The 24,164-nt window shown below is 54.8% G+C and carries 34 protein-coding genes; 14 read left to right on the top strand and 20 right to left on the bottom strand.

The window, feature by feature from the left end; genetic code table 11:
- Window positions 1-55: 55 nt before the first annotated feature.
- The 9 genes from RZS32_RS18920 to RZS32_RS18880 form a co-directional block, all read right to left on the bottom strand.
- Complete coding sequence (locus tag RZS32_RS18920) at window positions 56-280, bottom strand: hypothetical protein (protein ID WP_339106924.1); 225 nt, start codon at window positions 278-280, stop codon at window positions 56-58.
- Window positions 277-1,023 carry a ParB/RepB/Spo0J family partition protein gene (locus RZS32_RS18915; protein WP_339106923.1) on the bottom strand — a complete coding sequence of 249 codons (747 nt, stop codon included), beginning with the start codon at window positions 1,021-1,023 and terminating at the stop codon, window positions 277-279. Before RZS32_RS18915 ends, RZS32_RS18920 begins: the two co-directional genes overlap by 4 nt.
- Window positions 1,023-2,207, bottom strand: coding sequence for a plasmid partitioning protein RepA (gene repA, locus RZS32_RS18910; RefSeq protein WP_317054361.1), 1,185 nt, complete (start codon window positions 2,205-2,207; stop codon window positions 1,023-1,025). Before repA ends, RZS32_RS18915 begins: the two co-directional genes overlap by 1 nt.
- Window positions 2,208-2,300: 93 nt before the next feature.
- Window positions 2,301-2,744 (bottom strand): DUF736 family protein, encoded by a 444-nt coding sequence (locus RZS32_RS18905; RefSeq protein WP_317054362.1) that lies wholly within the window; start codon window positions 2,742-2,744, stop codon window positions 2,301-2,303.
- Window positions 2,745-3,140: 396 nt separating this feature from the next.
- Entirely contained in the window at window positions 3,141-4,289 is a 1,149-nt protein-coding gene (locus tag RZS32_RS18900) for a 1-aminocyclopropane-1-carboxylate deaminase/D-cysteine desulfhydrase (protein ID WP_317054363.1), read from the bottom strand.
- Window positions 4,290-4,478: 189 nt separating this feature from the next.
- Entirely contained in the window at window positions 4,479-4,712 is a 234-nt protein-coding gene (locus tag RZS32_RS18895; RefSeq protein ID WP_339106922.1) for a hypothetical protein, read from the bottom strand.
- A gap of 253 nt (window positions 4,713-4,965) precedes the next feature.
- The gene (locus tag RZS32_RS18890; RefSeq protein ID WP_317054365.1) at window positions 4,966-5,103 is read right to left on the bottom strand and encodes a hypothetical protein; all 138 of its coding nucleotides are present in this window, start codon (window positions 5,101-5,103) and stop codon (window positions 4,966-4,968) included.
- A gap of 11 nt (window positions 5,104-5,114) precedes the next feature.
- A complete protein-coding gene (locus RZS32_RS18885; protein WP_317054366.1) occupies window positions 5,115-5,402 on the bottom strand; it encodes a hypothetical protein in 288 nt (95 codons plus the stop codon).
- Window positions 5,403-5,454: 52 nt separating this feature from the next.
- On the bottom strand, window positions 5,455-6,126 hold the full coding sequence (locus RZS32_RS18880) for a hypothetical protein (RefSeq protein ID WP_339106921.1): 672 nt from the start codon (window positions 6,124-6,126) through the stop codon (window positions 5,455-5,457).
- 28 nt (window positions 6,127-6,154) lie between these two features.
- On the opposite strand from RZS32_RS18880, the gene RZS32_RS18875 reads away from it, so the two are divergent.
- The 3 genes from RZS32_RS18875 to RZS32_RS18865 all read left to right on the top strand — a co-directional run bounded on the left by RZS32_RS18875 (window position 6,155) and on the right by RZS32_RS18865 (window position 7,286).
- On the top strand, window positions 6,155-6,442 hold the full coding sequence (locus tag RZS32_RS18875) for a transposase (protein ID WP_317054368.1): 288 nt from the start codon (window positions 6,155-6,157) through the stop codon (window positions 6,440-6,442).
- Between the two features lie 83 nt (window positions 6,443-6,525).
- Window positions 6,526-6,954, top strand: coding sequence for an IS3 family transposase (locus RZS32_RS18870; protein ID WP_317054369.1), 429 nt, complete (start codon window positions 6,526-6,528; stop codon window positions 6,952-6,954).
- Window positions 6,954-7,286 carry an integrase core domain-containing protein gene (locus tag RZS32_RS18865; protein WP_317054370.1) on the top strand — a complete coding sequence of 111 codons (333 nt, stop codon included), beginning with the start codon at window positions 6,954-6,956 and terminating at the stop codon, window positions 7,284-7,286. The genes RZS32_RS18870 and RZS32_RS18865 overlap by 1 nt, the downstream gene beginning before the upstream one ends.
- A 5-nt stretch (window positions 7,287-7,291) precedes the next feature.
- Here the strand turns inward: RZS32_RS18865 and RZS32_RS18860 are convergent, their stop codons facing one another.
- The 7 genes from RZS32_RS18860 to RZS32_RS18830 form a co-directional block, all read right to left on the bottom strand.
- Window positions 7,292-7,927: a helix-turn-helix domain-containing protein gene (locus RZS32_RS18860; protein WP_317054371.1), complete on the bottom strand. Its 636-nt coding sequence runs from the start codon at window positions 7,925-7,927 to the stop codon at window positions 7,292-7,294.
- A 300-nt stretch (window positions 7,928-8,227) separates the two neighbouring features.
- On the bottom strand, window positions 8,228-9,055 hold the full coding sequence (locus tag RZS32_RS18855; protein WP_317054372.1) for a hypothetical protein: 828 nt from the start codon (window positions 9,053-9,055) through the stop codon (window positions 8,228-8,230).
- A gap of 121 nt (window positions 9,056-9,176) precedes the next feature.
- Window positions 9,177-9,794 carry a LysE family translocator gene (locus tag RZS32_RS18850; RefSeq protein WP_317054373.1) on the bottom strand — a complete coding sequence of 206 codons (618 nt, stop codon included), beginning with the start codon at window positions 9,792-9,794 and terminating at the stop codon, window positions 9,177-9,179.
- 48 nt (window positions 9,795-9,842) lie between these two features.
- Entirely contained in the window at window positions 9,843-11,039 is a 1,197-nt protein-coding gene (locus RZS32_RS18845) for a DegT/DnrJ/EryC1/StrS family aminotransferase (protein ID WP_317054374.1), read from the bottom strand.
- On the bottom strand, window positions 11,036-11,698 hold the full coding sequence (locus RZS32_RS18840) for a 3,4-dihydroxy-2-butanone-4-phosphate synthase (RefSeq protein ID WP_317054375.1): 663 nt from the start codon (window positions 11,696-11,698) through the stop codon (window positions 11,036-11,038). The genes RZS32_RS18845 and RZS32_RS18840 overlap by 4 nt, the downstream gene beginning before the upstream one ends.
- Window positions 11,685-12,650: an alpha/beta hydrolase gene (locus RZS32_RS18835; protein ID WP_317054376.1), complete on the bottom strand. Its 966-nt coding sequence runs from the start codon at window positions 12,648-12,650 to the stop codon at window positions 11,685-11,687. Before RZS32_RS18835 ends, RZS32_RS18840 begins: the two co-directional genes overlap by 14 nt.
- An 8-nt stretch (window positions 12,651-12,658) precedes the next feature.
- Complete coding sequence (locus RZS32_RS18830) at window positions 12,659-14,350, bottom strand: RcgA family putative transporter (RefSeq protein WP_317054377.1); 1,692 nt, start codon at window positions 14,348-14,350, stop codon at window positions 12,659-12,661.
- Between the two features lie 108 nt (window positions 14,351-14,458).
- Here RZS32_RS18830 and RZS32_RS18825 point away from each other — a divergent pair, with 108 nt between their 5' ends.
- Window positions 14,459-14,701, top strand: a complete 243-nt coding sequence (locus RZS32_RS18825) for a hypothetical protein (protein ID WP_317054378.1) — start codon at window positions 14,459-14,461, stop codon at window positions 14,699-14,701.
- Here RZS32_RS18825 and RZS32_RS18820 read toward each other — a convergent pair.
- Entirely contained in the window at window positions 14,692-15,648 is a 957-nt protein-coding gene (locus tag RZS32_RS18820) for a LysR family transcriptional regulator (RefSeq protein ID WP_317054379.1), read from the bottom strand. The two genes, RZS32_RS18825 and RZS32_RS18820, sit on opposite strands and share 10 nt — an antisense overlap.
- Before the next feature lie 99 nt (window positions 15,649-15,747).
- On the opposite strand from RZS32_RS18820, the gene RZS32_RS18815 reads away from it, so the two are divergent.
- The 9 genes from RZS32_RS18815 (at window position 15,748) to RZS32_RS18775 (ending at window position 21,690) form a co-directional block, all read left to right on the top strand.
- Window positions 15,748-16,056 carry a hypothetical protein gene (locus RZS32_RS18815; protein WP_317054380.1) on the top strand — a complete coding sequence of 103 codons (309 nt, stop codon included), beginning with the start codon at window positions 15,748-15,750 and terminating at the stop codon, window positions 16,054-16,056.
- A 4-nt stretch (window positions 16,057-16,060) separates the two neighbouring features.
- The gene (locus RZS32_RS18810) at window positions 16,061-16,447 is read left to right on the top strand and encodes a YybH family protein (RefSeq protein ID WP_317054381.1); all 387 of its coding nucleotides are present in this window, start codon (window positions 16,061-16,063) and stop codon (window positions 16,445-16,447) included.
- 65 nt (window positions 16,448-16,512) lie between these two features.
- The gene (locus tag RZS32_RS18805) at window positions 16,513-16,947 is read left to right on the top strand and encodes a hypothetical protein (RefSeq protein WP_317054382.1); all 435 of its coding nucleotides are present in this window, start codon (window positions 16,513-16,515) and stop codon (window positions 16,945-16,947) included.
- A gap of 40 nt (window positions 16,948-16,987) precedes the next feature.
- Window positions 16,988-17,374 carry a YybH family protein gene (locus RZS32_RS18800; RefSeq protein WP_339106919.1) on the top strand — a complete coding sequence of 129 codons (387 nt, stop codon included), beginning with the start codon at window positions 16,988-16,990 and terminating at the stop codon, window positions 17,372-17,374.
- A gap of 23 nt (window positions 17,375-17,397) precedes the next feature.
- The gene (locus tag RZS32_RS18795; RefSeq protein WP_317054384.1) at window positions 17,398-18,342 is read left to right on the top strand and encodes a pyridoxamine 5'-phosphate oxidase family protein; all 945 of its coding nucleotides are present in this window, start codon (window positions 17,398-17,400) and stop codon (window positions 18,340-18,342) included.
- A gap of 4 nt (window positions 18,343-18,346) precedes the next feature.
- Window positions 18,347-19,237 (top strand): SDR family oxidoreductase, encoded by an 891-nt coding sequence (locus tag RZS32_RS18790; RefSeq protein ID WP_317054385.1) that lies wholly within the window; start codon window positions 18,347-18,349, stop codon window positions 19,235-19,237.
- 10 nt (window positions 19,238-19,247) lie between these two features.
- A complete protein-coding gene (locus RZS32_RS18785; RefSeq protein ID WP_317054386.1) occupies window positions 19,248-19,871 on the top strand; it encodes a glutathione S-transferase family protein in 624 nt (207 codons plus the stop codon).
- A gap of 40 nt (window positions 19,872-19,911) precedes the next feature.
- Window positions 19,912-20,907, top strand: a complete 996-nt coding sequence (locus RZS32_RS18780) for an alpha/beta fold hydrolase (protein ID WP_317054387.1) — start codon at window positions 19,912-19,914, stop codon at window positions 20,905-20,907.
- Window positions 20,908-21,021: 114 nt separating this feature from the next.
- The gene (locus RZS32_RS18775; protein WP_317054388.1) at window positions 21,022-21,690 is read left to right on the top strand and encodes a DsbA family protein; all 669 of its coding nucleotides are present in this window, start codon (window positions 21,022-21,024) and stop codon (window positions 21,688-21,690) included.
- Between the two features lie 219 nt (window positions 21,691-21,909).
- Here the strand turns inward: RZS32_RS18775 and RZS32_RS18770 are convergent, their stop codons facing one another.
- The 3 genes from RZS32_RS18770 to RZS32_RS18760 all read right to left on the bottom strand — a co-directional run bounded on the left by RZS32_RS18770 (window position 21,910) and on the right by RZS32_RS18760 (window position 23,389).
- Window positions 21,910-22,347, bottom strand: a complete 438-nt coding sequence (locus tag RZS32_RS18770; RefSeq protein ID WP_317054389.1) for a YybH family protein — start codon at window positions 22,345-22,347, stop codon at window positions 21,910-21,912.
- Between the two features lie 67 nt (window positions 22,348-22,414).
- Window positions 22,415-22,816 carry a hypothetical protein gene (locus tag RZS32_RS18765; RefSeq protein WP_317054390.1) on the bottom strand — a complete coding sequence of 134 codons (402 nt, stop codon included), beginning with the start codon at window positions 22,814-22,816 and terminating at the stop codon, window positions 22,415-22,417.
- Between the two features lie 39 nt (window positions 22,817-22,855).
- On the bottom strand, window positions 22,856-23,389 hold the full coding sequence (locus RZS32_RS18760; RefSeq protein ID WP_317054391.1) for a peroxiredoxin-like family protein: 534 nt from the start codon (window positions 23,387-23,389) through the stop codon (window positions 22,856-22,858).
- On the opposite strand from RZS32_RS18760, the gene RZS32_RS18755 reads away from it, so the two are divergent.
- Window positions 23,379-24,068 (top strand): TetR/AcrR family transcriptional regulator, encoded by a 690-nt coding sequence (locus tag RZS32_RS18755; protein ID WP_317054392.1) that lies wholly within the window; start codon window positions 23,379-23,381, stop codon window positions 24,066-24,068. The two genes, RZS32_RS18760 and RZS32_RS18755, sit on opposite strands and share 11 nt — an antisense overlap.
- The last annotated feature ends 96 nt before the right edge of the window (window positions 24,069-24,164 follow it).

Genomic DNA, 24,164 nt, shown 5'->3' with positions numbered 1-24,164 from the left:
CGAAGCTCCGGTTTCGGGGGTTTTCTTTGCTCGCCTTCCTCCTTTCTGCTCGTCCTCAGTTCTCATCCGTCCGGTTTACAGCTGTAAACTCGGCGTAGGATTTCTTCATGATTTCAGCCAGGTTGTCGTCGAGCCATTCCGCAAACTTCGCGTTAGCACCCGATTTCTTGGCCAACATCGATATCGATCCGCGTCGTGTCTTGATCGTCACACCCTCAACCGGTGTCACCTCCGAGGAGCCACTGCCTTGCCTCGCACCTCGCTTGGAAGCTTCTTTCAACACCAAATCCAGTCGATCATCAGAACTGACTTCCTTTCCGCACTTCTGCAGAATGGAAATGGCTGCCTTCTCTGTGAGTTTTTTGAGATGAAAAACTCCGCAAGTGCGGTCCATTTGGGTCTACCAGATTTCGGAGCAGCCCCGATAAGATCACCTACTTTGACCGGTACGTTTTGAATCACTTTCATCAAATGCGAGAGACCCGAGGCGGATAGGCTCAAAACCTGCCGCACCATAGGGGTAGCGTGACCAGCCTCAAGGATTGCCTCTGCAAATCGCGCTTTTTCGTAGAACGAAAGGTTGCGGCGAGCGGCGTTTTCTAAACCTTTTGCGAGCAGCGCAGTTTGGTCATCTATGTCTTGAACATTGGCGCGAACTTTGATGCCAAGTTCCCGACAGGCTCTTAGTCGCCGTCGACCATAGATAGCCTCATATCGGCCCTCAGACTTCGCTTTTCGAACAAGGATTGGGACCTGTTGTCCACCTTCCTGAATGCTGTTCTTGAGAGCATCAAAACCTTCGCCGTCATCCTCAGAGTTTACAACTGTAAACTCGTTGAGCCGGTCGATAGGCCCCCAATCATCTATGAGATCCGGATCAATTTCACGAATTGCGGCAAGTGACCCCTGCAGCGCACCAAGAGCCGGAGCACTTGTCTTTGCTATTTTGTCCGCTGGCTTTGCGCCGGACCGCGCAATCGTACTAGCGATGCCGGACATTTCTTGGAGTGATTTCCTGGCCATTATGAACGTCCCCATGCTTGATGGATCATGATCTCGACTTCTTCTCCAACGGCATCCATAGAACCCTTGGCACGATCGTATGTCGCTCGCGTCATCTCGGAACGAACGACCTCATAGATCGACTGCTTGAGCATCGTAGCATCGCTGATTGCTGTGCTCTTCAACGCCGTCGCTGACATAACCCGATCTTGGAATAAGGCGCGCATGAAGGATGTGAGCTGCTGCGAAGGTACATCGGTTGGTTCGTCACGGGTGATCAAAAACTTGAAGTGATCATATTGCAGGCTAGCACCCGCGTCTTCGATCACCCCCATGTAGGCTCCCGCAAGTTCGAGAAACTGAGCTGTGGACGACACGTCCAACATGGATGGGGTGAGGGGCACAAGCAGCGAACTCGCTGCCGCCATACCTGCAATTGTCAGGAAACCAAGCTGCGGCGGACTATCCACGAGAACCAAATCAAAATCGCCTTCTACCTGAGCAAGTGCATTCCGAATACGTGTGAAAAAAGGGTGGTCCGGGTTCGAATGAACCGCAGATTCCGTTTCAAACTCGGAAAGGATCAGCCGCGACGGAGCGATTGATAGCCCCGGGAAATAGGTTGGCTGCACGACCTCCGCCATGTCCACCGGATCATCATAACGAATTGCATCGTAGATCGTCAGACCATCAAACTCGATCTCCGGACTAATCCCGCACATTGATGTAAGCGAGCCTTGCGGGTCAAGGTCCACAGCGAGTACCCTGTAGCCACGTAGCGCAAAAAAATGGGCAAGGTGAATGGTCGTGGTACTTTTACTGCTGCCTCCTTTGAAATTCATCAGCTGCCAAACCTGGAGCTTCTCTGCAGGGGAACGGCAGGGCACGTACCGGCCTTTCGTACGAGACGAGCGCTCAAGGATCTCTCGGGCGTTCCAAATCTCTTGGGCGAAGTAATACCGGCGGCCACCACGGATGTCGCTTGGCTCAGGAACCGTTCCCTCGGCGTGCACTTTGCGCATGAACTGGCCAGATACTCCCAACAACTCAGCGACCTCCGGAGCGGAGAAGGCACGCAACGACTTGGTGTTGTCTGGTGCGAAAGCTGCAAGAAGGTGTTCTCTGATCGCTGCGTTCAGCCGTTCGGAAATTTCGGTTGCGAGGGCTGATGGTCTTTCGGTATTAAGCGGTGTCACTGGAATCATGTGGTTGCCCCAAATTCAAACATGTGGCTTTTTACGCGCCACTTGGGGATAAAAGGTGTGATTCACCCACTTAAGTCAAGAATTTTCGCCTATTTAGTGTCTAAGTTGGCAGATTGGACTATATTCGCTGTCCATCAAACCATGCAAGTTTACAGCTGTAAACCCCCCAGCGAGGCAGATTGCCCCGCCGGGAACTGTGCTCAGACTTCTTTCGACCCCCAAGAGAATCATTGCCTGAAGCACGGCATCTTCCTGATTCGCAACATTGCCGGGATCGGCGTTGAAGCTGTAATCGCGGATTATCAGCGTGAAATAGTCAGCACCGCTTTCACGATGACGCTTCTTCCAGATACCGCCACTTTCGAACAATCGGCCACGTAGCGAACGACCGAAAAAGCGGTGCGTAGGAGCCATGGGATTGACGCTGGCAACAGGCTCGACGATGATGTCGATGCCGACGGTGAGGGTGGAGATCGAACCGAAACCCCCGGCGGCCTTGATATCGGCACCTTCGAATTTGATGCAGTTGGTGGTCATTGCTGTGCTCCTTCATTTAGTGCTGCAATGATGGTTAGAGTGCAAAGGCCTACGGCCTGAACACACCGAAGGCGGAGCGGAGAAGGGCAGAGGCCTGAATTATGTTACGCGTGGAATGCCCGAAGGGCAGGGGACAATTCTGGCAACCGCCCTTAGTGTTCAGGGCAGGCCCTGCAAAAAGAATGCCTTGCAACTCCGGCACTATGAGCAACCTGTAACAAGTCGAAGTCGGCGTTCATGGGCAAAGAACGATCGATCGGTACAACCTCAGATCACCGAAGCAGACATTCATTGCGACTGCAAACACGCGACCGCTTTGCGGAACAAACCAGACATATTACGCAAGTTATCCAACGTCCGCTTGTCCAGTTTGACCCAAGTGTCGCTCTGCTTCTGTCAGTCACCACTGAATGGCGTCAGTTCCACAGTATCGAACTGCCCGGCATAGGCATGAATTGCCGGTGAACCTCCTAGATGCATTAGCAAGACTTTTGCATCAGGAGGGAAACGTGCTGACGCTTGGAGGTCGATCACCCCTCGAATTGCCCGTCCCTCATAGACGGGATCCGCGATAATCCCTTCTTTAGCTGCCATCAAACGTATACCCTCTTTGATTGCAGAATCCGCATACCCATAGTCAGCATCGTTGGAGGCGATTACCTCCACATCCTCGGCGTTGACCAAGGCCGGCAATTCTAGTGTTTGCAAAGCTTCATTGGCCAACTCACGAACGCGCTTGGTTTTGATCTGTGTCTCACCATCGTCGGCAACCCCGATGATGTGTGTCTTGATACCAAGGGCCTTGAACCCTGCGAGCAACCCCGCTTGTGTACTGCTCGATCCGGTTGTGTGAACGAGATAGTCAAATTCAATTCCTAACTGCTCTGTCTGCGTTGCGATCTCCAAGGCGCAATTGATATAGCCCATGCTGCCCAAAGGGTGCTCCGATGCACCGCCCGGGATCAGGTAAGGCCTATGACCCTGCGCGGTGAGATGCGCCATGAATGCACCTAGCGGCCCCTGATCCTCGATAGGCCGTTCGGTTTCGTCGACATATAGTTCAGCTCCCATAAGACTACTGAGCAACACATTTCCAATCTCGCGGTAGTGTGGTCCTGCGTCTTTCGTCCAAGCGCAATGTAGCAGTGCACATTTCAGATTGGCTTTTGCAGCCGATGCAGCGGTTTGCCGCGTGTGGTTGGATTGAATTGCGCCAACGGTCACCAACATGTCACAACCTTGTTGGACTGCGTCGCCTACAACAAATTCGAGCTTTCGGGTCTTGTTTCCGCCACCTTCCAGCCCAGACAGGTCATCCCGCTTCATCCAAAGGTTAAGTCCTCCAAAGGTAGTCCCAAAGTTCGTTAGTTGCTGAAGTGGTGTTGGAAGCTGAGCCAGTGAAAACCTTGGTAGCTTGCTTAGCCTAAGCGCTAAGTCTTCCTTTGAAATCTGATGATACATTCTTCGAGGTTTCCAACGATTGAAATCAGGGTTGGTTGCGAGTTCAGTAGCCAGTAAAGCGGACATTGGAGCAAAGCGCAGCATCGGTCAAATTGGGCTCTTTTTCCTATTTCGCCGTGTGCTGAATGAAGGGCTGCTTCACCCGAAAGGGTCGGAGATCCTGCCGGAATAGGCAATCTACGTGAACATAGGGGTCAAACTTCACGGCCTCTCAAAAAAAAGACCCCGCCGAAGCGGGGCCAAGTTGATCCTAACCACAAGTATTGGAAACTCTCAGTTGGTGTTGTCATGAGCAGCGCGCCAGTTGTCGCCTTCGGGGATGTCGTCCTGGCTTCGCGCCAGGGCTGCACGCCGGTTCATGAGTGCCTGAAAGATCGGCGTAGACGGGTGATCGCCTCGATGTCCGCGCTGCGGACGACGGATGCCAATGGGACCATGCCGGTAGAACCAGAGCGCCAGATCGACCGCTTCAAGCTCGGTCTCGCGATAGATCAGATCGAGTGGCATACACATGCCGTGAGTTTCCAGATCGCAGTTGCGCTTGTGCGAAAGCCGCCGCCCGTTCAGCACATAGCCGCAATCGCACCACTCCCGCACGTTGCTAGGGGGCGCAGTCCCAGACGCGCCGGATCGCGCAGCCTTCCTCGGCGGGGAGGCTGTCGATCATGCGGCGGGCTTTGCGCCACGCGGCGGCACGATCCGCACGCCACCGAGCCTCCTGCGTGTCGGACAAGATGGCCCGGCGGGCCATTTCCTCGTCCTAGCTTGGCTGCTCCTCCGCAACCTGCGCGGCAAAGAGCGGCAGGGCGTCCCGCTCCCGTTGTTGCTTGCGCCGAAGGGCGGCGCGTTTGCGTGGCGTGTCCGTAAACGCGAATGTGGGTGTTCTCTTGAACCGCATTTCCCTGACCCTCACGTGTAACGCGCGCCGACCCAAAGGCGCGGGTCGCGCCTGCTTTGAACAAGCTTTTCATCGGCAATACAGGCGCGCGCGTGGCTCTCAGCCCCTTTCGGCAGCTTCGTGCGATAGCTGCGATGTCTGTCATCGCCTTCCAGCCAAATCCCGTTCTTCGTTACGATGAAGCGGCAGCACCCATCATGCGATGCCTCAGCATGGTTCTTGATGGCCTCTGACCATGTATAGGTAGCGCCCCAGAGTTTCCCGCGTGAGACTGTCATTTCGAGGATTGAAGCGGTCATTTTTGCTCTCATGTCGGGAATGGGGCAGGGCGCGAACGCCCTGCCTCTGTTCTCACTCCATGCCTTCGGGAAGCCATGCGTCGATCTTGGCCGCTTGGGCCTCGGTCACGCCAAGGGCGCTGCGCAAGTCGGATTGCCTGAACAGGTCTTCCAGCTTCTTGGCCTTCTCGCCCTTTTTCAGCTTTGCAAAGGTCGTGACGGTCGGGTGATTCTCGGCCAGCTCGAGAAGATCGCGCCAAATCTCGACCATGTAGGGACCGCCCACGCGGCCAAAGAAATTGGCGGCTGTCGGCGTCCAAACCTCGCGGGTTTTGGGCTTCGTGGCCTTCGCCACCAGCGCAGTCAGCTTCTCGTCGCCCTCTTTGAATTGAGCGGCAAGGAACCGGACCAATTCACCTCGCACAGCCTCGTCATAGCCTGCCTCGGTGACATAAATCACGCGCTGGTCGGTGTTGCGCAGGGAATCCGGTTTGAGGGCCTGCTTGATGTGATGGTCGCTGTAGTTGCCAACCAGCGCCTGTTCCAGCACTTCGAGCATGACCTTCTCGTCATTACCGACTGTAAAGGCGGCGGCGTTCGAAAGGCTGATTTCATTGGCCGCAAGGGCGTCCAGCACCGGCTCCGGCAAATGCGCCAAGGCAAGGCGGCGGTAGACGTGCATTTCATTGACCGCGAAGGCACGAGCGATAGCGGCGACTGTCTTAGCCCCGTAAAACTGTGCCACTATTTGTGTGTCACAGGAGGGATGGAAGATGGCTCGGAAGCGGTATTCGGATGAGGATGCGCTGAAGATATTGCGCGAGATTGACGTGCATTTGCATGATGGCATGGATGTTGTGAGCGCGTGTCGGAAAGCAGGAATCTCGGACAAGACATGTTACTACTGGCGTAAGAAGTTTGGTGGGATGGGTCGGCCTCAACTGTCAGAGATGCGAGCGTTGCAGAAAGAGAATGAGCGACTCAAGAAGATTGTCGCTGACCTGCAGCTCGACAAGCTGATCCTGAAGGAGAGCCTGGATCATTTAAAGCCCAAGGCCTGACGCGGGCTGAGCTTCGTCAGGCGGTCATTCACACCCGCCAAAAGCTGGACATATCGGAACGTCGAACCTGCGCTGTGCTTGGCGTGGCACGGTCCAGCCTGCGATATCAGGCCAAACCTCAGAATGACGATGCCATGCGCTTGGCGATGATCCGGCTGGCCAAGCAATATGGGCGATATGGGTATCGGAAGGTGACTGCCCTGCTGCGCATGGAAGGCTGGCAGGTCAATCACAAGAAGGTTGAGCGTTTATGGGGTGAAGAAGGCTTGCAGCTGCCCCATCGGCACAAGAAGCGACGGCGGCTCTATCATAAGGACAGCTCTGTCATCAGGCTGAGGCCCACGCACCCCAACCATGTCTGGGCGATTGATTTTGTACATGACAAACTGAGCAATGGACGACCCTACAAGATGCTCACGGTGCTCGATGAATACACCCGTGAGGCGCTCTGCGTGGCGGTGCGACCCAAGATGAATGAAATGATGTTCTGGATGTTCTGCACCGGCTGCTGATGAAGCATGGCAAGCCAGAGGTCATCCGTTCAGACAATGGCCCGGAGTTCATCGCTGCACCGCTTCAGGATTGGCTCAGACGCGTTGGCATCCAACCGATGCAGATCTACCCAGGATCACCCTGGGAAAACGGCTACAACGAGCGCTTCAACGGAACACTCCGTCGCGAAGTGCTCAACGCCGAATGGTTCCACAGCACCAAACAAGCCCAGGTCGCCATCAATGTCTGGCTCAGACAATACAACCAAATCCGGCCACATCATGCCCTAGGCATGCGCCCGCCAGTACCAGAAACCTTATTAGAGAAACGCCAAATTAGTGGTACTGTATGAGGGGCCTAGACAGTTTCAATCCAATTGCTGAGTCTTATGCACAGCTCAGTGGCGGCGTCGATGTGCTGAGAAAGCCGGGCTTCGCCCATGCTTAGGAGCGTGTCGGTGCGGGGCCAGGTCTCGCGTTCTGCAATCATCTCCTGAACGTCGTCAGAAAGCAGATCTTCTGCTGACAAGCGCGCCAGCTCGTCGCGGAATGTGGCCCACCGGACGCTGCGTGTGGCTTTCAGGGTCTTCATCCGGGCATAGCGGGCATTGCGTGCTTCGCGCACCTCAAGAAGCTGGGTGAACATCTCGATGAGTGGGGTCAGGACGAGACCGAGGCCAGTGCTGCCGTGCCGGCTTCCGTTGACCGCGGTGCGGCGTTCCATGAGACCATGCTTCAGTAAAGTCTTTTCATGTGTGCGGAGCTGACGGGTTGAGATGCCTAGCTTCTGGGCGAAGCTCTCTTGGCGCCCGTAGAAAATCGGCTCCTTTGTTGGGTCGATCCACGCGTCGGGATCGGTGCACCCGATCAGCCGCGTGAGAATGTCTGTCAGTCTTGGGCCTAGGCCAATGTCGCGGCCGATATCGGCCATTAGCGCGATCACGTCGCGTCTCGAAAATCCCTGTGGAAGGGAAGGGAACAGTTCTGTTCTCATGTTCTTGTCCTCTCGTCTGCTCGTTGGACAAGACAGCGGCAGGCAAAACTTCTCTGGGCGCACAAATGCGTTTTTTCTTGCCTGCATGATTCAGAGGGTGCTATGCTAATCTTGTTCTAAGAGATCTCAGAGTTGGCGCTCTGATGCACAGCTCCCCCGGAAGGTTCACCGCCTTGCGGGGGGTTTGCTTTTTCAGCTGCTGCTCGCTGCCCCCTTTCGATTCTTGTTTTGTACAACAGGCATACTATTTCTAGCTGCCTGCCGTAAATACGGTTTTGTCGCGGATCAGGGCCACCACATCTAGTAGCTCACCTGCTCGTAACCGTAATTCCCTTCATAATCACGCCATTCGACGAAAACCGACCGGTGAAAAATGCTTGGACAAGTATCGCCGTAACGTTCTGTTCCGACATGCGCCTCCGGCAAAGCGCCAACTGATGACCGGCGCCATGAGAAATCGCCCTGTGTGCCGTAGGTGCCGAGATAGATCGTGGCATAGCGGTTGCAGTCACCGTCACGCCCAGATTCATGTTGGCGGACATATCGTGCATCAAAGACGCGGATGCTGCGCACAAAATTGAACTCTGCGCCGCTGATATCGATGTCTGCACGATCCTGAACAAGCTGAAGGGCAAAGCCCTCCGGCAGTGGAGCCGCGTCGCCGCCCGACAAGCGAACGACAGCGCGTTGCGGCTCCAAGCCGTCCGTGAGTGGGGGCGCTTGGAATGTCGGGGCAGGGGCCCCGGCCAACCGGCCATCAATGCCAGTGACAGGGGTGCCTGCCTCATCCACAGGGAAGGACTGCAGAGGGGCACGTTGTTCTAGCTCAAACAGAATTTCATAAATCCGTTCGCTGGTCAGTGTGTTGGGATCAACAGTGTAAGCTGCACCCATGGGGCACCGCCAAATTTGCAGTGGAGGCTCCACGGGCCAGGGAGTGATGCGACGGATGAACTCAGCGCGTGCTCTTGTGCAAGGGACCGATGCGGGCCACCCTCCGGACAAGCACAAGAGGATTGCGCAATCGATTTGATAGGTTTGTGCTTCGGCGCGTTGCGGTGCGGCAGTGAGACTGGCTGCTGTGAGCGCTGCAACGGTCAAGGCTGTGTTTCTGAGCTGTTTCAGCATGGGGCCTCCTTGTGCGCGCGGTGTATGATATCTTACAATACTACGGTTTTGGCGAAATAATAATGTTTTGGCAAATCCTTTTGGTTTGCCGCGCCGCGTTGCTTCAGTAGGAGGGGCGAGGTTATGGCGCGATTGGTTGCGGGGTAACCAGGATCAAAGCGCCAAACACACACATCACGGCCGCTGATATGCGCTGGAGTGTTGGGATTTTGCTGGCGGCAAAGGTCGATGCAAGCTGGCCGCCAGATGCGTATGCCAGGATCGCGACCGCTTCCATGACAAGAAACGCAACCCCAAGCAGTGCATAGCTTTGCCAGTAGGCTTCAACAGCGACGAACTGTGGAAAGAATGCAGCAAATGTCAAAATCGCTTTGGGATTGCTGAGGGCCACCAAAGCTTCTGCCCTGAATGCACTTCCCATTGAAGACGTTTCACCCAGAAATTCATCTGGGTTGATGGTACTTGCGCTTCGCCAAAGTGAGATGCCAAGCCAGATGATGTAGGCCGCGCCGATCAGTTTGCTGATGCCAAACACGAAGGGTGAGGCCGTGAGAATGAGCCCAAACCCCAAAGCGCTAATTGCAATCATGGGAACAAAAACCATCAGCCTGCCGGTTGCTGCTTTCTGAGCAAATCCAATGCCCGATCTGGCACCATTGGTCATTGCCAACAGATTGCTCGGCCCACAGGCAAGATTCAGCGCAAAGCAGGCTGGCAGAAAGATGATCCAATCAATCACTGTAGGAAAAAACGCCCCGCTAAATTCACACCCAGAAGGGCTTGGACATCAATGCGTGTCGACTGCCGTCTCTAAGACCGCGATTAGTGTGTCGGCGATGAGATCACATTCGGCCAACGATAGCCGTGCAGGCAGTCGGAGGTCACAGGCCCGCATGAGCATCGCCCGGGTTTGGGGGAAATCCGGGACATCGTCCAGAAAACCCCAATTCCAATAAGCTCGCGAGTTGTTCTTTGAGCGCCCAAAGACCTGGATATGCAAACCGCGCTGGTTCGCTCCAGCGACGAAGGCATCGAGTGCGTCATCTGAGATATGCGGCAGATTAAACTGCAAGGAATCTGGAGCGCGCTGCTCGGCGGGGTAGGCCGGTGGCACCTCAACAGAATTGATGGCTCGCAAGCGGTTGGCCACGTGATCATGATTGCGACGACCATCAAGCACGCGGCTGTCCAAATGCTCGATCTGGGCACGGATCAGGACGGCGGAGAGTGTGTTCAAGCGTAATCCGAACATGGGCAGATTGTTTTGGACGCGGTCCATAGCCTCAGACGGGATATCATGGTGTTGCCACTTATCTTCGTAGGAGCCGTGCATCATGATCGCACGCGCCATCAGGTCTGGATCGTCGGTGACCAGGATCCCGCCTTCACCTGAATTCAAAAGCTTGTAGGACTGGAAGGAAAAACAGCCGATCTTGCCAATCGTTCCGACCTTGCGCCCGTCCCAAGTCGTTCCGAGCGAATGGGCAGCATCTTCGATCACGGGGATTCCTGCCGCGTCACATGCCGCCATAATGGCATCCATATTGGATGTGTGGCCCCGCATATGACTGATCAGAACGGCATCCACGCTAGGCAGTTTGCGATGGAAATCATCCAAATCTATTCGGTAGTTCGAACCACATTCGCACAAGACGGGCACGCATTCTGCATGGACCACTGCCGAGGGCACAGCCACAAAGGTAAAGGCGGGAATCAGGACTTTGGCGCCAGGTGGTAGGTCTAGAGCCTTCAAGGATATGAACAACGCCGCTGAACAAGACGAGACAGCAAGCGCATAGCGACTGCCCATCTTTGCGGCGAACTCACGCTCAAGCTGCGTGACGGGAGACTCAGCGGTTGTGTAGCGGTAGAGATCCCCGTTGCCCAATAAACGGTTCACTTCGGACATAGCCGAAGCCGGAATTGGTTCTGCAGCGGTGACATCAGGGATTTGAGTTTTTTCTGCTGTGGAGGTGTCGGTCATCCATAGACCTCCATGAGCTCAATCCCGCCAATGAAATCAAGGCCGCGCTTTTCACCATACTTGCGAGCATCTGCATAAGACGTCGAATGGCCGGAGTCGGCATCGATCATCTCGGACGCGACAACCATCGGAAACAGACCTTGGTTGATCGCAAAGGCCATGATCAGTTCTGTGTGCCCGTTGCGCTCTTTCAGAAGCCCTTTTGAGCCAATGATGAGGGGAATGTGGCCTGGCGCGCGAAACAGCTCAGCAAACTTCTCGGCATCGCCACTTTTCAGCAACGCACAAAGCTCACGAATTGTGCGTGCGGTCTCCACATGGGAGCAGCCTGTCTTGTTCTCCCTGAAATCCAGGGTGATGGAAAATCGAGGGTCAAAGCCGGGAGTGGGTTTGGACAGCGCCCCATAGATTGAGTCCGCGTCGGCATTCTCGGACACGAAGTCGAGATATGTATCTAAGCCGAGGGCTTGGCCCATGTCCCAACTGATGTAGACGGTCAACGGTGCACCTGCATTCAGGCGCAAATCGGCAACGGCTCTTTCGTCGATATTTTCAGCGAGATAGATGAGGTCGGTTTCGGCTTCTCTGTCGTCAAAATCGTAGAGAAGGATCGGCTTGCCATCCGCTAGGCTGCGGGCAGCGTCTTCAAACATTTTCATGGGTTTGTCCTTGTATTTCCATTTTTGAGAAGAACGCAAAGATCTGGCTCATCACGTCGCCGCCAATCTCTGGGATCTCAGTCAGAACGTCATGTTTGGCGTTTCGGATCATCGAAAATTCGCCATTTGGCCACTTCGCCATGCGCGCTTTGATCGAGTCATTGTCGACCAAGCGATCAAGCTCGCCACAGAAAGTGATGCAGGCTATGTTTGGGGAGGGAGCGGAGGATAGGTTACGGCACTCTGACAGCGCTTCGAACAACCATGTCATTGTTGGTCCGCCGATCTGCAACTCGGGCGCGCTTTTGGCTTGCTCGACCCAATAGTCATACATGCCAGCGTTATGCGTCAGGTTGTTGTCCTCGAAAGGCGTCTCGAGGACGTAGATCTCTCCACTTTCGCCCGGCACATAGCGGTGGCCTTGGCCCGTTGCCTTTGCCGCCCATGACAAAGGCCACGCCGCGATCCTTTGAACTGCGGACATTTTGATACCCCACATTGGAGAAATGAACGCAGCTGAGGCCACTGGCAAACCATCGAGCATGGATCTGAGCCCGATGCACGCGCCCATGGAAACGCCGACAAGGTAGTAGGGTTTCGGCATCTCCAGGTTTTCGACGACCTGCATCATCGCGGACACGTCTTTCTGGTAGTCCGAGAAGTGGTGGATGTGACCAGCTTGCGGGTCATCCGCCATGCGATCTGAAAGACCTTGGCTTCTCCAATCTACAACGACTGTCGAGAACCCGTTGTCTGCGAAACTCTGCGCCACGCGGCCATATCGTTCTACGTAGCCAAACCGACCGAGCATCAGCAGGATCGTCCCTTTGCTGTCGCCCAGACTGTGATAAGCGCCAACTCTCAGGCGGACTTTGTCTTCGGTTTGTATCCAGTAAGCGCCCGCAGATGATGGACCCTCGGCTATCTCTTTATAGAATTTTGCTTCTTCCATTTACCCACCTAGAATGTTCGTAATTTCGGACCGGCAAGAACATACACCGACGCAACCGCACTCGCTGCGAGCACCAATGAAAACCCATTGAGGCGACCCACTAGCACCAGGTTTATCGACAACAGAATGATCACCAGGAACATGCTGGTGATCGCCGGCTTGTCTCGCGTGAAGGGATAGTCGCTGTCGTACAGCGCCAATCTGTTGAAGATACTTCTCATTTTCATTACACAGACAATGAAAATCGTGACCGTCACCACCATCATCATGAAGGTTGTGAAGTGGCTGATGGAACTATTGTCTAACCATCCGTTGGGCGGAATGCTCGCACCAAAAGCAGTTGCTGCATCGACACGCAGCCACGTCACAAAGTCTTTGCTGTCCGATTGAAGATACGTGATCTGCAACTTGACCAATGTCGCCAGCCAAAGCGCAAAGACCACGACGCGAAAAACAGCCCAAACGATCTTCTGGCCCTCTTTACGGAGCTGCGCGCGATCGACCACAGAGCCCTCCAGCTCTGCAGTTGTGCAAATGTCCTCGTAATCGAGGGTCACAATAATCGAAAACAACAATCCGAACATGAAGATCGAGATGTAGGACGCGGTGTAGATATAGCCGACGGCGGATAGCACAATGGCTTGCGGAATGGAAATGACGTCCGGCCTTACAAGTGCAACGAGGTATCGGTCGATCTGCACGCCGTTACTGTCACCTGAATGATAGGCGGGCAGATAGATACCGGTCCACTGAAACCCAAACACAAAAAGGAATGAAAAGAGGGCGATTGCCCAGAACGAGAAGGAAAAATCGTTCACCTTGGCATACCATGCGGCGTTGCTGTTCGGGTTGATGGACATAACACGATCAGAGATGCACTTCGCCCGTCCTGTGCGTCGCCAATAGGTGTTCATGTTGCTCACGAAGAAAATGAGCGCCGGGAGCGTGATGAGCGGAAGTACTGTGAGGGTGGGGGCCCAGACGAACCCGACTTGTTTATCTAGGCCTTCTTGCGGGCTGTAAGTTACACTCAGTGTCCCAAAAACATAGTTCATAAGGCCCAGCCCGCAGAACGCGAGCAAATAGCCAAATTGCAAATTTAGCGCAGTGGCCCCGCTGAGCAACCGTTCACATTTTTCAGCAAACGTCTTTGCTTGCAGTAAGAGCTGCTCATCCAAATTGATTTCATTGTTAGAAATAATCGCTTCAATTTGTGGAGCAGTAGTTCGCGCGGCCCGTTTCGGGTCATCTAATTTGTCGCGAGAACTAGATCGATGGCGCTTCTTCGCACGCCTTTCGCTCGCTAATCGCTCTTTTGCAGCCTTCAGTTCTGCCTGCCACTGGCTAGCAGCTTCGGGATCACCGCAGCCAAAGACGCGCGCGAGCCACCGGATATTTGCATCGCTGATACCATTGTCATTGTCCTGGAACCAGACTTGAACCGATCGGAGTTCCACGCCGTCGTCGTTCCCCTCAATCGCAGAAATTTCGTCTGCGAGCAGTTCAGGCGTCCACGGACCGTCTGCGAAGCCGTCACTATCGACCGGACGCCCCGCACCTGCTGCCGCTAAGCGAGCAAAAAGCTGCTTAAAATTCGCCTCTGTCTGTTGCGGTTTCGCAAAGAATCTACCGTTTTTTATCAATATCTTACGCGCCTTTTTCGCGTTCTTTCGCGCCTCTTTGCGTAGTTTATCGTGCAATATCAGTTCTAGTAATCACAACTAAGACGCGAAGCGGAGTCCCGCCGATTATTCCTGCGGAGGCGGGGGTTCTTGCTCATGTGGATCATTTAAACTGGGGAACAAAATATGCCCAAAGGTGACAACATTTCTGGAAAACTTGGCAGTGCGACTGTCATTTTGAACGTGCCAGTTCGTCCGCGAAATACACGACCTACGGGTAAGAACCCAAAGCGGCTTCACGCACGCGCCATCAATCGTATTCTGGACAAAGAGACTGGAGATTTGGTTGGATGGCTGTACGAATGGAACACCGGCGAGCGAGTTCCACGCTGGAAAGCGAGTGCAGTATCAGATGTGATCTACGATTGATTGGTTGATTTGACTCCGCAGACGTCTGTCATCCTTGTCGGCGTACTATGAAGCGTCTTGCACTCTTTCGCCAAATCCACAAATGCTCTGAGACGTCGCGTCATATGACGTTTACTGCGATAGTTCAGTGAGTAACGCGGTAAGGATGACAGATGCTTTTCGAGCACTGTAATGAGTCCATCATTTGCCACATACGGGGCGGCAATCTCTGCGTAGACATAGGCGAGACCCAGCCCGTGGCGGGCATAGTGCAATAGGGACCGCATATCGTTTGCGACCAATCGGGGCTTGGGTTGCATGGTATACGGCCCGTCTGGTCCGACGAAACCCCAAGGGGCATGGTGGCCGCCGACGCCAAATGCGTAACAGATCGCATCGTGCTCCAGAATGTCGCACGGCTCTATCGGTGTACCTTTGGCGGCCAGATAGTCCTTTGAGGCAACGATCGCCATTGAAAGCTCGGGGCCCACGGCAACTGCATGCGTGTCAGGGCCGAGCAATGTGTTGGACCGAATGGCAGCATCAATGCCCGAGGTCAGTAGATCAACTTTCTTATCATCGTAAATCAATTCGATATCGACGGCGGGGTAGGCGGCTGCAAACCGGGCGACAAGATCATCCAGAAAAAACGGCCCTGCGCTGTAGGGGGCAGACAGGCGCAGCGTTCCACTGACCTCATCCTTTTGATCATCAAGATCGCTCATCGCACCTTCCAGTTCAGCAATGGCTGGAAGGCTGCGCGCATAGAATTGTTCGCCGATTGGGGTTAAGGCGACGGATCGTGTCGATCTTTCAAACAGGCGCACACCAAGCCGGTCCTCAAAACGCTGGATCGCTTCGCTTACCGATGCAGGCGCCTGTTGCAGGTGTTCTGCAGCAGCACGAAAGCCACCTCGTCGGGCGACTTCAACAAAGACGCGGATATCTCCAAAACTGCTTCTGCTCATTGTTCGTTTTTTCGATCACTGTGTTAGGATATTGCTTGGTTATCCTTACGATAGCAATGGCCTAACTTCATTGCAAGCCGTAATCAGAAGGAAAGCGAAATGTCCAAGATCACCGAAATATTCATCCTGAAGATGAAAAAGGGAGACGATGTCGATGCCATCCGCGAGGCCGCGCGGGCTGACTTTGTCGCACTTGAGGGCGTCATGTCCTGGGAAACGCTGGTCACGACAGACCAGTCGCGTGACACGCTCTACGCCGACATTTTCACCTTCCCCGATCATGAAACTGCCAAACGCGTGACGCCGCAATTTGCGGAGCGCCCGGCCACGCAAGCCTTCCTCGGCCAGATCGACGAAATGATCGTTGGTCAGTTTTTCACCGCCCACCAACCTAAAACATCGGAGTAAGACCATGACCGAACGTGAAGAAATTGAAGCCGCTATCAATGAATGGAACAGCGGCCTGGATGGCGGCGACATCGAACGGATGGTCGCCTCATGCCACCCCGATGTTATGACCGTAAACGAGCGCCAGCCTGTCACCGTCGGTACCCAAGCCATCCGTGACAAGTACAACCCACGCATTGCTGCCGCCGAAATCACCTCCGGCTATGACATCGAAGACCTGCAATTCTACGGCGACACCGCAATCGTATCCGGCCGTTTCTACGGCACCATGAAAATGCGCGAGACCGGCGAAGTCAAAAAGCCAGAGGGCCGTTTGGTGCTGGGCTACAAACGCGACGAGAGCGGTGCGTGGAAGATGTTCCTTGATCTGGACAACAACGGTCCTGCCTAAAACCTCCCTTGGTCGCGCTGTTATGGCGCGGCCAGAATTTTCACGCCTTAACCGGAGCTGTACTGATGACAACCTTGGAAATCGTCACAAAAGAAATCGTCGACCTGCATGATTTCTTCACCGAATGGTTCAACGGCACTGCAGATCGTGACCAGCTTGAACCGCGTTTCCTGTCGCGCCTGCATGAGGACGTGCATTTCATTCCGCCAGAAGGACAAGTGATGACCGGGGCCGTTCTGAAAGAGGGTTTTGCACGCGGCTACGGATCGAACTCCGAATTCCGCATTCAGATCCGCGACGTGGATGTGCGCTATGAGCGCGAGAACCTGGTGCTGGCAACTTACACTGAATGGCAAACCGGCGCGACCCTCTCCGCCAATGCCAACAACGCCCGGATCACGACGGTTCTGATGGAAATGACGACGCCGGTCACTTGGCTCCACATCCAAGAAACCTGGCTGCCAGAGAACGTGAGAGCCGCTGGCTCCTTTGATTTCTAAACTTGCCACCCTCCACACACACCAAATGAAAGTGAACACCATGACCAAACGTATTGCCCACCAACCCCGTGAGATTGCCCACTGCGTCAGTGCTTATCTGCAAGAAGGTGACCTCGACGGCATCGCCTCCATGTTCCACCCAGACTGTCAGGTGTTCTTTCCGCCCGATCAGCCGCCAGCCACCGGAATTGCCGGCGCACGCGCCGCGTTTGAGGGTTTCATGGACCTTCGGCCCGAAATCAAGAGCGACGTGTTCAGCGAAGTCATCATCGGCGACATTGCTTTGGTGCGCGCAAACTGGAGCGTCGTCGCCCCGGACGGCACCGTCATGGCGGAAGGCCAGTCCACCGAAGTGGCCAAGAAGCTGGAGAACGGCGGCTGGGGCTATCTGATCGATTGCCCGAACGGCCCGCCAAGCCTCGCATAATTCCTCTTGAAACGGAGCTTCCGATGACACCTGAGCATTTCCACGAAGGCGAATTGCGTTTGCAAGAGCAAACCGGTGATCGCGAGAAAATCGCGGTGATGACCCGGCACCTGATGAATGACTTCATGCCGGATCAACATCGGGCGTTTTTTGAGGGGCTTGAATACATCTTTCTGGGCACGGTGGATGCAAAAGGCTTGCCCCATGCCTCTATCATGACCGGTTCTGTGGGGTTCGCCTCATCGCCCGGTCCCAAAACGCTGGTGATCCAAACGGGCGACCGTGCCGGAACACCTGCATTCGATGCGCTGGATTTGGGGCAGGCGGTCGGCGTTGTGGGGCTGGATCTGTCCAATCAGCGGCGCAACCGTATGCATGGCAAAATCACCGATCTGGATGACGTCTCGGTCACGATTACTGTGGTGCAAAGCTACGGTAATTGTCCGAAATATATCAACCTGCGCGAGATATCCGAGCGAGAGCACCCCATCGCCGGGGGCGAATTCGAAGAGCGTGATGTACTCAACGCCTACGATACATCCCTCATCAAAGCCGCAGACACGTTCCTAATCGCGTCCTACGTGCAGGATGGATCAGGCGCACCTTATGAGGGTGTCGACGTCAATCATCGCGGCGGCCAGCCAGGATTTGTCTCAGTGGACAGCCCGTCGCAGATCACCATACCGGATTATCGGGGCAACAACCTGTTCAACACCTTCGGCAACCTACTTTTGAACCCTGATGCAGGGCTGCTTTTTGTCGACTTTAAAACCGGTGACCAGCTGCATCTGCACGGCAAAGCCTCGCTAATCAAAGACGCTGACGAGGTTGCCCAAACCCCCGGTGCTCTGCGCCTATTGCGCATCCAAATCAGCGGCGTTCGCCGCACCACAAAGGCCACGCCGCTTCGGTGGACCTTTGTAGAACACTCTCCCGTCAATCCAGACCTCACTCCAGAAAAGGATTAACCTCATGGCCCTTAAAATTCTTGCATTTGGCGCCAACGGCGCGCAGATGGCGGCCGGAACGCAGGCGCTGGTCGATGCCGGGCATGACGTTCGTGTCTTCACCCGATCCGAGGCCGGAGCCGAACGGTGGAGAGCCGCTGGTGTCGAAGCCATTATTGGTGACATGGCGGATCAGGAAGCGCTGATTGAAGCCAGTGACAAGCGGGATGCGCTCTTCTTGCATGTGCCGCTGATCACCGATCCCGATGATGACCGGAATGCCTATGGCATGAACGCGCTGAGAGCCGCCAGAACAACGGGTGTCAAGAAAATCGTCTGGAACACGGGCGGTCCGATCATGGACCCCTCTTCTACGACTGATCCAGGGGCTGTATTGCTTCGAGCGTTGCAAGAGGGCGGGTTTTCGTTCCTTGGTCTGACCCCCGTCACTTACATGGAAAACCTGCTTGGCCCCTGGACCACCGCCGGTCTTGCGCAAACTAAATTGCCTTATCCAACGCCGGCAACCTTCAAGATGCAGTGGGGCGCTGCGGCCGATTTCGGGCGGGTCGCTGATAAGGCCCTTAAGGGCGCGTTACCCAACGAAGTGCTCACCCTCGGCGGTCCCGAAGCACTTGATGGCGACGATCTTGCGCAGATCATGGGCGATGTGCTTGGCCAGCATCTGGCGTTTGAAACGATGCCCGCTGCCGAGTTTGAAGCTCATCTGGCCAAGATGGGAAGCCCGCATGTCGCAAGTATGATCGCCGGCATGTACGGCGGCATTCAGGCCAATCCCGATCAGTTCCAACCGGGCTTCGTTACCGATGCCGGCGCCATCGAAGACCGTTTCAACATCAAACTGACATCCTTCTCTCAATGGGTGTCGGATCACTCCACAGCTTTCAAATCCTAAGGATAACGACATGAAACTTTATGATCATCCCGTCTCCGGTCACGCACATCGGGCGAGCGCCATGCTGTCACTTCTGGGCTTGGATTATGAAAACGTCATCGTTGATTTGCAAAGCGGCGCGCACAAGCAACCTGAGTATTTGAAACTAAATCCGCTGGGCCAAGTGCCCACCCTTCAGGACGGCGATGTGGTCTTGCGCGATTCAACCGCCATCCTGACCTATCTGGCCCTTCAGTATGATCCTGCCCGGTCCTGGCTGCCCAATGATCCCGAGCTTGCTGGCAAGGTCCAGGAATGGCTCGCGACGAGCGTAAAGGAAGTTTTTGAGGGTCCGTGCGGTGCGCGTATCTCAAAGTTCTTTGGCGCTCCCATCGACTTTGATTGGGCCGTTGAAAAGACCCATATGCTGATGAAGACGCTCTTTGAGCCGCATTTGGCGCAGAATGACTGGCTTGTCGGTACGGCCCCAACGATCGCGGATATTGCCAACTACGGCTACATCGCCGCGACCAGTGAGACTGGAATTTCGCTGGCTGATTACCCGAATGTGCGGGCCTGGCTTGCACGGATAGAGGCGCTGAATGGCTTCCCAAAAATCAAAACCGTGGCTGAGGTCATGGGTAATGCAGCGTGATCCTGTCGATCGCCTGCCGCATACAATCAGGAGAAAAACTATGAAACGTACTGAACAAACCCAAAGCGTCTCAACCTCATTGGACGCACATAAGGGTGCCGCAATGCTATTTGCAGCCGCATTCGCCGCGGTTGGATCGCTGGCGCTGCCCGCCTATGCTGAGACCACCGCGACAACCTATGGCTTTGAAGACGTCGATGACGTCGACATCTTCTACCGGGAAGCCGGCGACCCCGCGAACCCTACGATTGTGATGCTGCACGGGTTTCCCAGCTCATCGCACCAGTACCGGAACCTGTTGCGGGACCTGAGCGCGGACTACCACGTGATCGCACCGGACTATCCTGGCTTCGGGGCCAGTGAATTCCCGTCGCCGGACGACTTTGACTATACCTTCGACAATCTTGCCAACTCCATGGACACGTTCATCGAACAACGCGGCATCACCGAATATGCACTTGTCTTACACGATTACGGCGCACCAGTTGGCTTCCGGATCGCATTAGAACATCCTGAACGCGTGACGGCTTTGTTGGTTCAAAACGGCAATGCCTACATTGAAGGTGTGAACCCGGCTGCGTCTGAACCGCTGCAGGCCCTTTGGGAAAACCGCACCCCTGAGGTCGACGCCCAGGTCGCGGCGAACCTGTTCAACCTCGAAGCGCTGAAGTGGCAATATACGCACGGCACGCGAAACCCGGATGGTATCCTGCCCGATAACTGGTTTTTGGACTTTCAGCGTGTCTCGCGCCCGGGGCAGCATCAGGCGCAACTGGACCTCCTGACGGACTACACCAGCAACATCGCAGCTTATCCCACATGGCAGGCCTACCTCCGTGAACACCAGCCGCCAGTTCTGGTGACATGGGGCCAAAATGACGCGTTCTTCGCGCCTGCGGGAGCGGAAGGCTACGCCGCAGACGTATCGGACGTTGAGATCCATCTTCTGGACACAGGCCACTTCCCACTGGAGGAAGAGGGACCGTTCATTGCTTCAACGATCAAGACCTTCCTTGCTGCCAGAGGGATCGAGTAGCCGAAACAAGCGATCCAGACGGCTCCCATTTCCAGTGGGGCTGTCTGTTGGTGGCCGCATCCCAGCAAATGTCTCTGAAAAAACTGAAACTTCTTCACGATTGGAGAATAACGAATGAAAAAGATCAAACTCATCTATGGTCATGACACCCTCTGCGGATGGTGTTTTGGGTTTACCCCGACGCTTGATGCATTTGCCGCAGCTCATCCTGACATCGAAATCAATGTCATCTCAGGTGGTCTTGTCAAAGGTGAGCGGGTCGGCAGCTACGCTGACATGGCAGATTATATTGCCGAAGCTGAGGTCAAAATGACAGGGGTGACCGGCCGTGCGATTGGTCAGCCGTTCCGGGACATGTTGCAGCAAGAAGATGCGCCATTGAGCATCTCTGCGCCGCCAAGTCTTGCGATCCTGCAGATGAAAAAACTGGTCCCGGATCGGGCGCTTGAGTTTGCCCATATCTTGCAGGATGCACATTTTCTTGAGGGAAAAGACGTCAATCTCGCGGCAACCTACGATGACATCAGCGCCGCCCACGGGTTCCCTGCGCTCGATACTGACGCGATTGCCGGTGCCACGGAGGACACCCCGGATGTCGCCGCCAGTTATGCGCAATCAGCTGAATTGGGGATCCAAGCATATCCGACGATCCTTGTGCTTCATGAAAACGATAGGGTCCTGGGGCAGATTGATTCAATTTACGAGATTGAACCATTTACCGCGCGTTTCAACGAGATCATAAATTCGAAGGCATCAGAAGAAATCCGGGCTCTTTTGACTTAGTTCAGATCCGCGACAAACCGAACACTGGCGTAGTGTCAATTTATAGCGCGATCCAAGCGCAATTATGGAGCCAAGTACAACGCGCGACCATTCACATGGAAGCGAGGGCTTTCAAACCTCAAGATGTCCACCTAAGCAGCCGTTGGAGTTGTTTCTTCCAAGCACTGCTATGGAATATGATGGATGAGCCAGGCCTTTCAGGCTGGCTCATCCGAGCCATTACTGTTGTGCGTGTTGGTGCCACATGTCGGTGACGATTTCCCAGCCGTCATCCTCAGGTTCCAGGACGAAAAGATACGTACCCGTAGCGTCCATGCCCTGACTTTCGATCACAGCGTCAACCGAGCCGATCATGACCGCCAGCGTTGCATCCTCTGACACGAAAAGGTGGTCAAGCGTATGGGTAACGTTTCCCTTGTTCGCGGTGACGAATTCAAAGAGCTGTCTCGGCCCCTCAAGACCTTGCGTTACTGGCGCGCCTTGCGCAATCCAGAGCGTGTCATCAGCGTAAAGCTCGATCAGACCTTGAGCGTCGTGGGCTGCGGCCGCCTCGTTGAAACGATCATTAACGGCGTTCAGGTTTGAGGCGGCATTTTCATCGGCAAGTGCAATCGATGTGGTCATAGCCCAAGAGGCTAAAGGTAGAAGAGTTCTCATGTGCAATTTCCTATTTATGAAAGGGGGAACCTCGACTCCCTCGTGAACATTTTGAGAGGGGAGTTGGTTAGGCATCATCGTTTCGGGTCATGATGACTTCGCGAATGATCTGCCAGCGGCCATCCTCAAGCACGAAGTCGATGCTCAACGTCAGCAGTTGCTTGCGATTTGTGACGTTGTTCTTGCGGCTGATCAGGATATGCCCATGTGTGTCATCAGCTTCGACCAGGTGATATTCCGCCCAAGGGTTCGGGTCGCCCATCTGGGCCATGGCGCTTTTCACGTGCTCCATGAAGCCAAGTTTGTCATTCTGCATCAGAACGCCACCATCCGCCAAGAGGTAGGTGCGCATGTCGCGGTGATAGATGCGATCGAGCACATCAAATGAATGCCCTGAAACGCCACTGATGAGGTCATCGAGTGTCGCCTTCACGGCCGCAGCATTTGCATGATCAGGTGTCATGGTCATTTGAAGTGTCCTTTCGGGGATTATTGGGTCGGCGGTGTTTCAAGCGTATGTACCGTTCGCCGGGAACGCCTCAGTCATCCTACGCATAAACCGGAGGCCACTGACCACGGATGGTAGCTGAGGGCGAAGGAAAGGGGCGTTTGAAACATCGACCATGCGCAACTCGCGGTCCTCGTTCACCACGAAAAGACCCGGTTCAGCAAATGGACCCTCCACATCAATGCCATGGCGCGGGCTGGAGATATAAAGGCCAAGCGCCTGCATCTGGTCGATTGTCAGGCCATAGGCGACCGGGTAACTCGGGGAGACGTCGGCAATCTGACTGGTGGCCCGTTCCTTGCTGTCCGCAGAGACCGCAACAACTTCGATACGCAGTTCCTTTAGCGATCGGACGATCTCGTTCACTTCGCGCAAATAGCGTGTGCAGATCGGGCAGTGCTTGCCGCGATAGACGACAATCAATTGCCAATCGTATCCGTCGCTCGCCTCACCCAACCGAATGCTACCTCCGTCGAGCGAGGGGACTTCGACAGCCGGAAATGATCCACCGGGCGCGGGCTTTATGGATGACATGAATGGGCTCCTTGACTTATCTATCAATCGATACATAAATAAAGCGCAAAGGCAGTCAAGGACTTTTATTTTGAACGATACAAAAAAATTAGGAAGGCCGCGTACATTCGACGAGAACGAAGCGCTGATGGCAGCGATGAACGCTTTTTGGACAAAGGGGTATGCCGCAACTTCCATGAAAGACCTGACCGCCGCGATGAAAATCAGCGGGCCAAGCATATATGCGGCGTTTGGCGACAAGCGTGAGCTCTACCTCAAGACCATCGACCGCTACGCCGATGTCGATGGTTGCGCACCGATCGTTGCCTTTGAGGGCGCGGCATCGATTGAGGATGCCGTCCGCGGCTTTCTGACATCCGTCGTTTCACACTCCACCCAGCAAGAGGGTGCCCCGCGCGGTTGTTTTTTGGCGTCCTGCGTAGCCACAACTGTGGGTGAGGTTGAGGGCGTAGCGGAGCGCATGGAAAAGGCTATTCAGGAAACGGACACTCGGCTTGCCGCAAGGTTCGAAAAAGAAAAATCACATGGCAATTTGCCAAAGGACTTCCCATCCCAGGATCGAGCACGACTACTCCATGACATGCGTCAGGGTCACGTTCATCGTAGCCGCGCGGGTTGGACCGCGGAACGCCTCCTGGACGATCTTGAAGATCGCGTTCGAATGGTTCTGATGATCTGAAATCACAGCGGCAATAAACACCAAGGCTTAGTGGGCATACATGCGCCTCACGCAGACGCCTGGCCTTAGATGGCCGCGGGCAGGGTGCACCTATAG

Origin of the sequence: Roseovarius sp. W115 (genome assembly GCF_032842945.2) — a bacterium.
GTDB lineage: Bacteria > Pseudomonadota > Alphaproteobacteria > Rhodobacterales > Rhodobacteraceae > Roseovarius > Roseovarius rhodophyticola.
Note: the sequence above shows the minus strand (reverse complement) of the source record. Positions and strands in the feature narration are given on the sequence as shown.

Bases quoted from the DNA above. Each gene is read 5' to 3' on its own strand.
- RZS32_RS18755 (WP_317054392.1), top strand. From the start codon at position 23,379: ATGGATGACATGAATGGGCTCCTTGACTTATCTATCAATCGATACATA.
- RZS32_RS18785 (WP_317054386.1), top strand. From the start codon at position 19,248: ATGAAACTTTATGATCATCCCGTCTCCGGTCACGCACATCGGGCGAGC.
- RZS32_RS18845 (WP_317054374.1), bottom strand. From the start codon at position 11,039: ATGACCGACACCTCCACAGCAGAAAAAACTCAAATCCCTGATGTCACC.
- RZS32_RS18820 (WP_317054379.1), bottom strand. From the start codon at position 15,648: ATGAGCAGAAGCAGTTTTGGAGATATCCGCGTCTTTGTTGAAGTCGCC.
- RZS32_RS18800 (WP_339106919.1), top strand. From the start codon at position 16,988: ATGACCAAACGTATTGCCCACCAACCCCGTGAGATTGCCCACTGCGTC.
- RZS32_RS18790 (WP_317054385.1), top strand. From the start codon at position 18,347: ATGGCCCTTAAAATTCTTGCATTTGGCGCCAACGGCGCGCAGATGGCG.
- RZS32_RS18905 (WP_317054362.1), bottom strand. From the start codon at position 2,744: ATGACCACCAACTGCATCAAATTCGAAGGTGCCGATATCAAGGCCGCC.
- RZS32_RS18810 (WP_317054381.1), top strand. From the start codon at position 16,061: ATGACCGAACGTGAAGAAATTGAAGCCGCTATCAATGAATGGAACAGC.
- RZS32_RS18775 (WP_317054388.1), top strand. From the start codon at position 21,022: ATGAAAAAGATCAAACTCATCTATGGTCATGACACCCTCTGCGGATGG.
- RZS32_RS18835 (WP_317054376.1), bottom strand. From the start codon at position 12,650: ATGGAAGAAGCAAAATTCTATAAAGAGATAGCCGAGGGTCCATCATCT.
- RZS32_RS18885 (WP_317054366.1), bottom strand. From the start codon at position 5,402: ATGACCGCTTCAATCCTCGAAATGACAGTCTCACGCGGGAAACTCTGG.
- RZS32_RS18900 (WP_317054363.1), bottom strand. From the start codon at position 4,289: ATGCTGCGCTTTGCTCCAATGTCCGCTTTACTGGCTACTGAACTCGCA.
- RZS32_RS18895 (WP_339106922.1), bottom strand. From the start codon at position 4,712: ATGCCACTCGATCTGATCTATCGCGAGACCGAGCTTGAAGCGGTCGAT.
- repA (WP_317054361.1), bottom strand. From the start codon at position 2,207: ATGATTCCAGTGACACCGCTTAATACCGAAAGACCATCAGCCCTCGCA.
- RZS32_RS18795 (WP_317054384.1), top strand. From the start codon at position 17,398: ATGACACCTGAGCATTTCCACGAAGGCGAATTGCGTTTGCAAGAGCAA.
- RZS32_RS18780 (WP_317054387.1), top strand. From the start codon at position 19,912: ATGAAACGTACTGAACAAACCCAAAGCGTCTCAACCTCATTGGACGCA.
- RZS32_RS18840 (WP_317054375.1), bottom strand. From the start codon at position 11,698: ATGAAAATGTTTGAAGACGCTGCCCGCAGCCTAGCGGATGGCAAGCCG.
- RZS32_RS18805 (WP_317054382.1), top strand. From the start codon at position 16,513: ATGACAACCTTGGAAATCGTCACAAAAGAAATCGTCGACCTGCATGAT.
- RZS32_RS18770 (WP_317054389.1), bottom strand. From the start codon at position 22,347: ATGAGAACTCTTCTACCTTTAGCCTCTTGGGCTATGACCACATCGATT.
- RZS32_RS18865 (WP_317054370.1), top strand. From the start codon at position 6,954: ATGAAGCATGGCAAGCCAGAGGTCATCCGTTCAGACAATGGCCCGGAG.
- RZS32_RS18855 (WP_317054372.1), bottom strand. From the start codon at position 9,055: ATGCTGAAACAGCTCAGAAACACAGCCTTGACCGTTGCAGCGCTCACA.
- RZS32_RS18860 (WP_317054371.1), bottom strand. From the start codon at position 7,927: ATGAGAACAGAACTGTTCCCTTCCCTTCCACAGGGATTTTCGAGACGC.
- RZS32_RS18890 (WP_317054365.1), bottom strand. From the start codon at position 5,103: ATGCGGTTCAAGAGAACACCCACATTCGCGTTTACGGACACGCCACGC.
- RZS32_RS18875 (WP_317054368.1), top strand. From the start codon at position 6,155: ATGGCTCGGAAGCGGTATTCGGATGAGGATGCGCTGAAGATATTGCGC.
- RZS32_RS18765 (WP_317054390.1), bottom strand. From the start codon at position 22,816: ATGACCATGACACCTGATCATGCAAATGCTGCGGCCGTGAAGGCGACA.
- RZS32_RS18915 (WP_339106923.1), bottom strand. From the start codon at position 1,023: ATGGCCAGGAAATCACTCCAAGAAATGTCCGGCATCGCTAGTACGATT.
- RZS32_RS18760 (WP_317054391.1), bottom strand. From the start codon at position 23,389: ATGTCATCCATAAAGCCCGCGCCCGGTGGATCATTTCCGGCTGTCGAA.
- RZS32_RS18815 (WP_317054380.1), top strand. From the start codon at position 15,748: ATGTCCAAGATCACCGAAATATTCATCCTGAAGATGAAAAAGGGAGAC.
- RZS32_RS18825 (WP_317054378.1), top strand. From the start codon at position 14,459: ATGCCCAAAGGTGACAACATTTCTGGAAAACTTGGCAGTGCGACTGTC.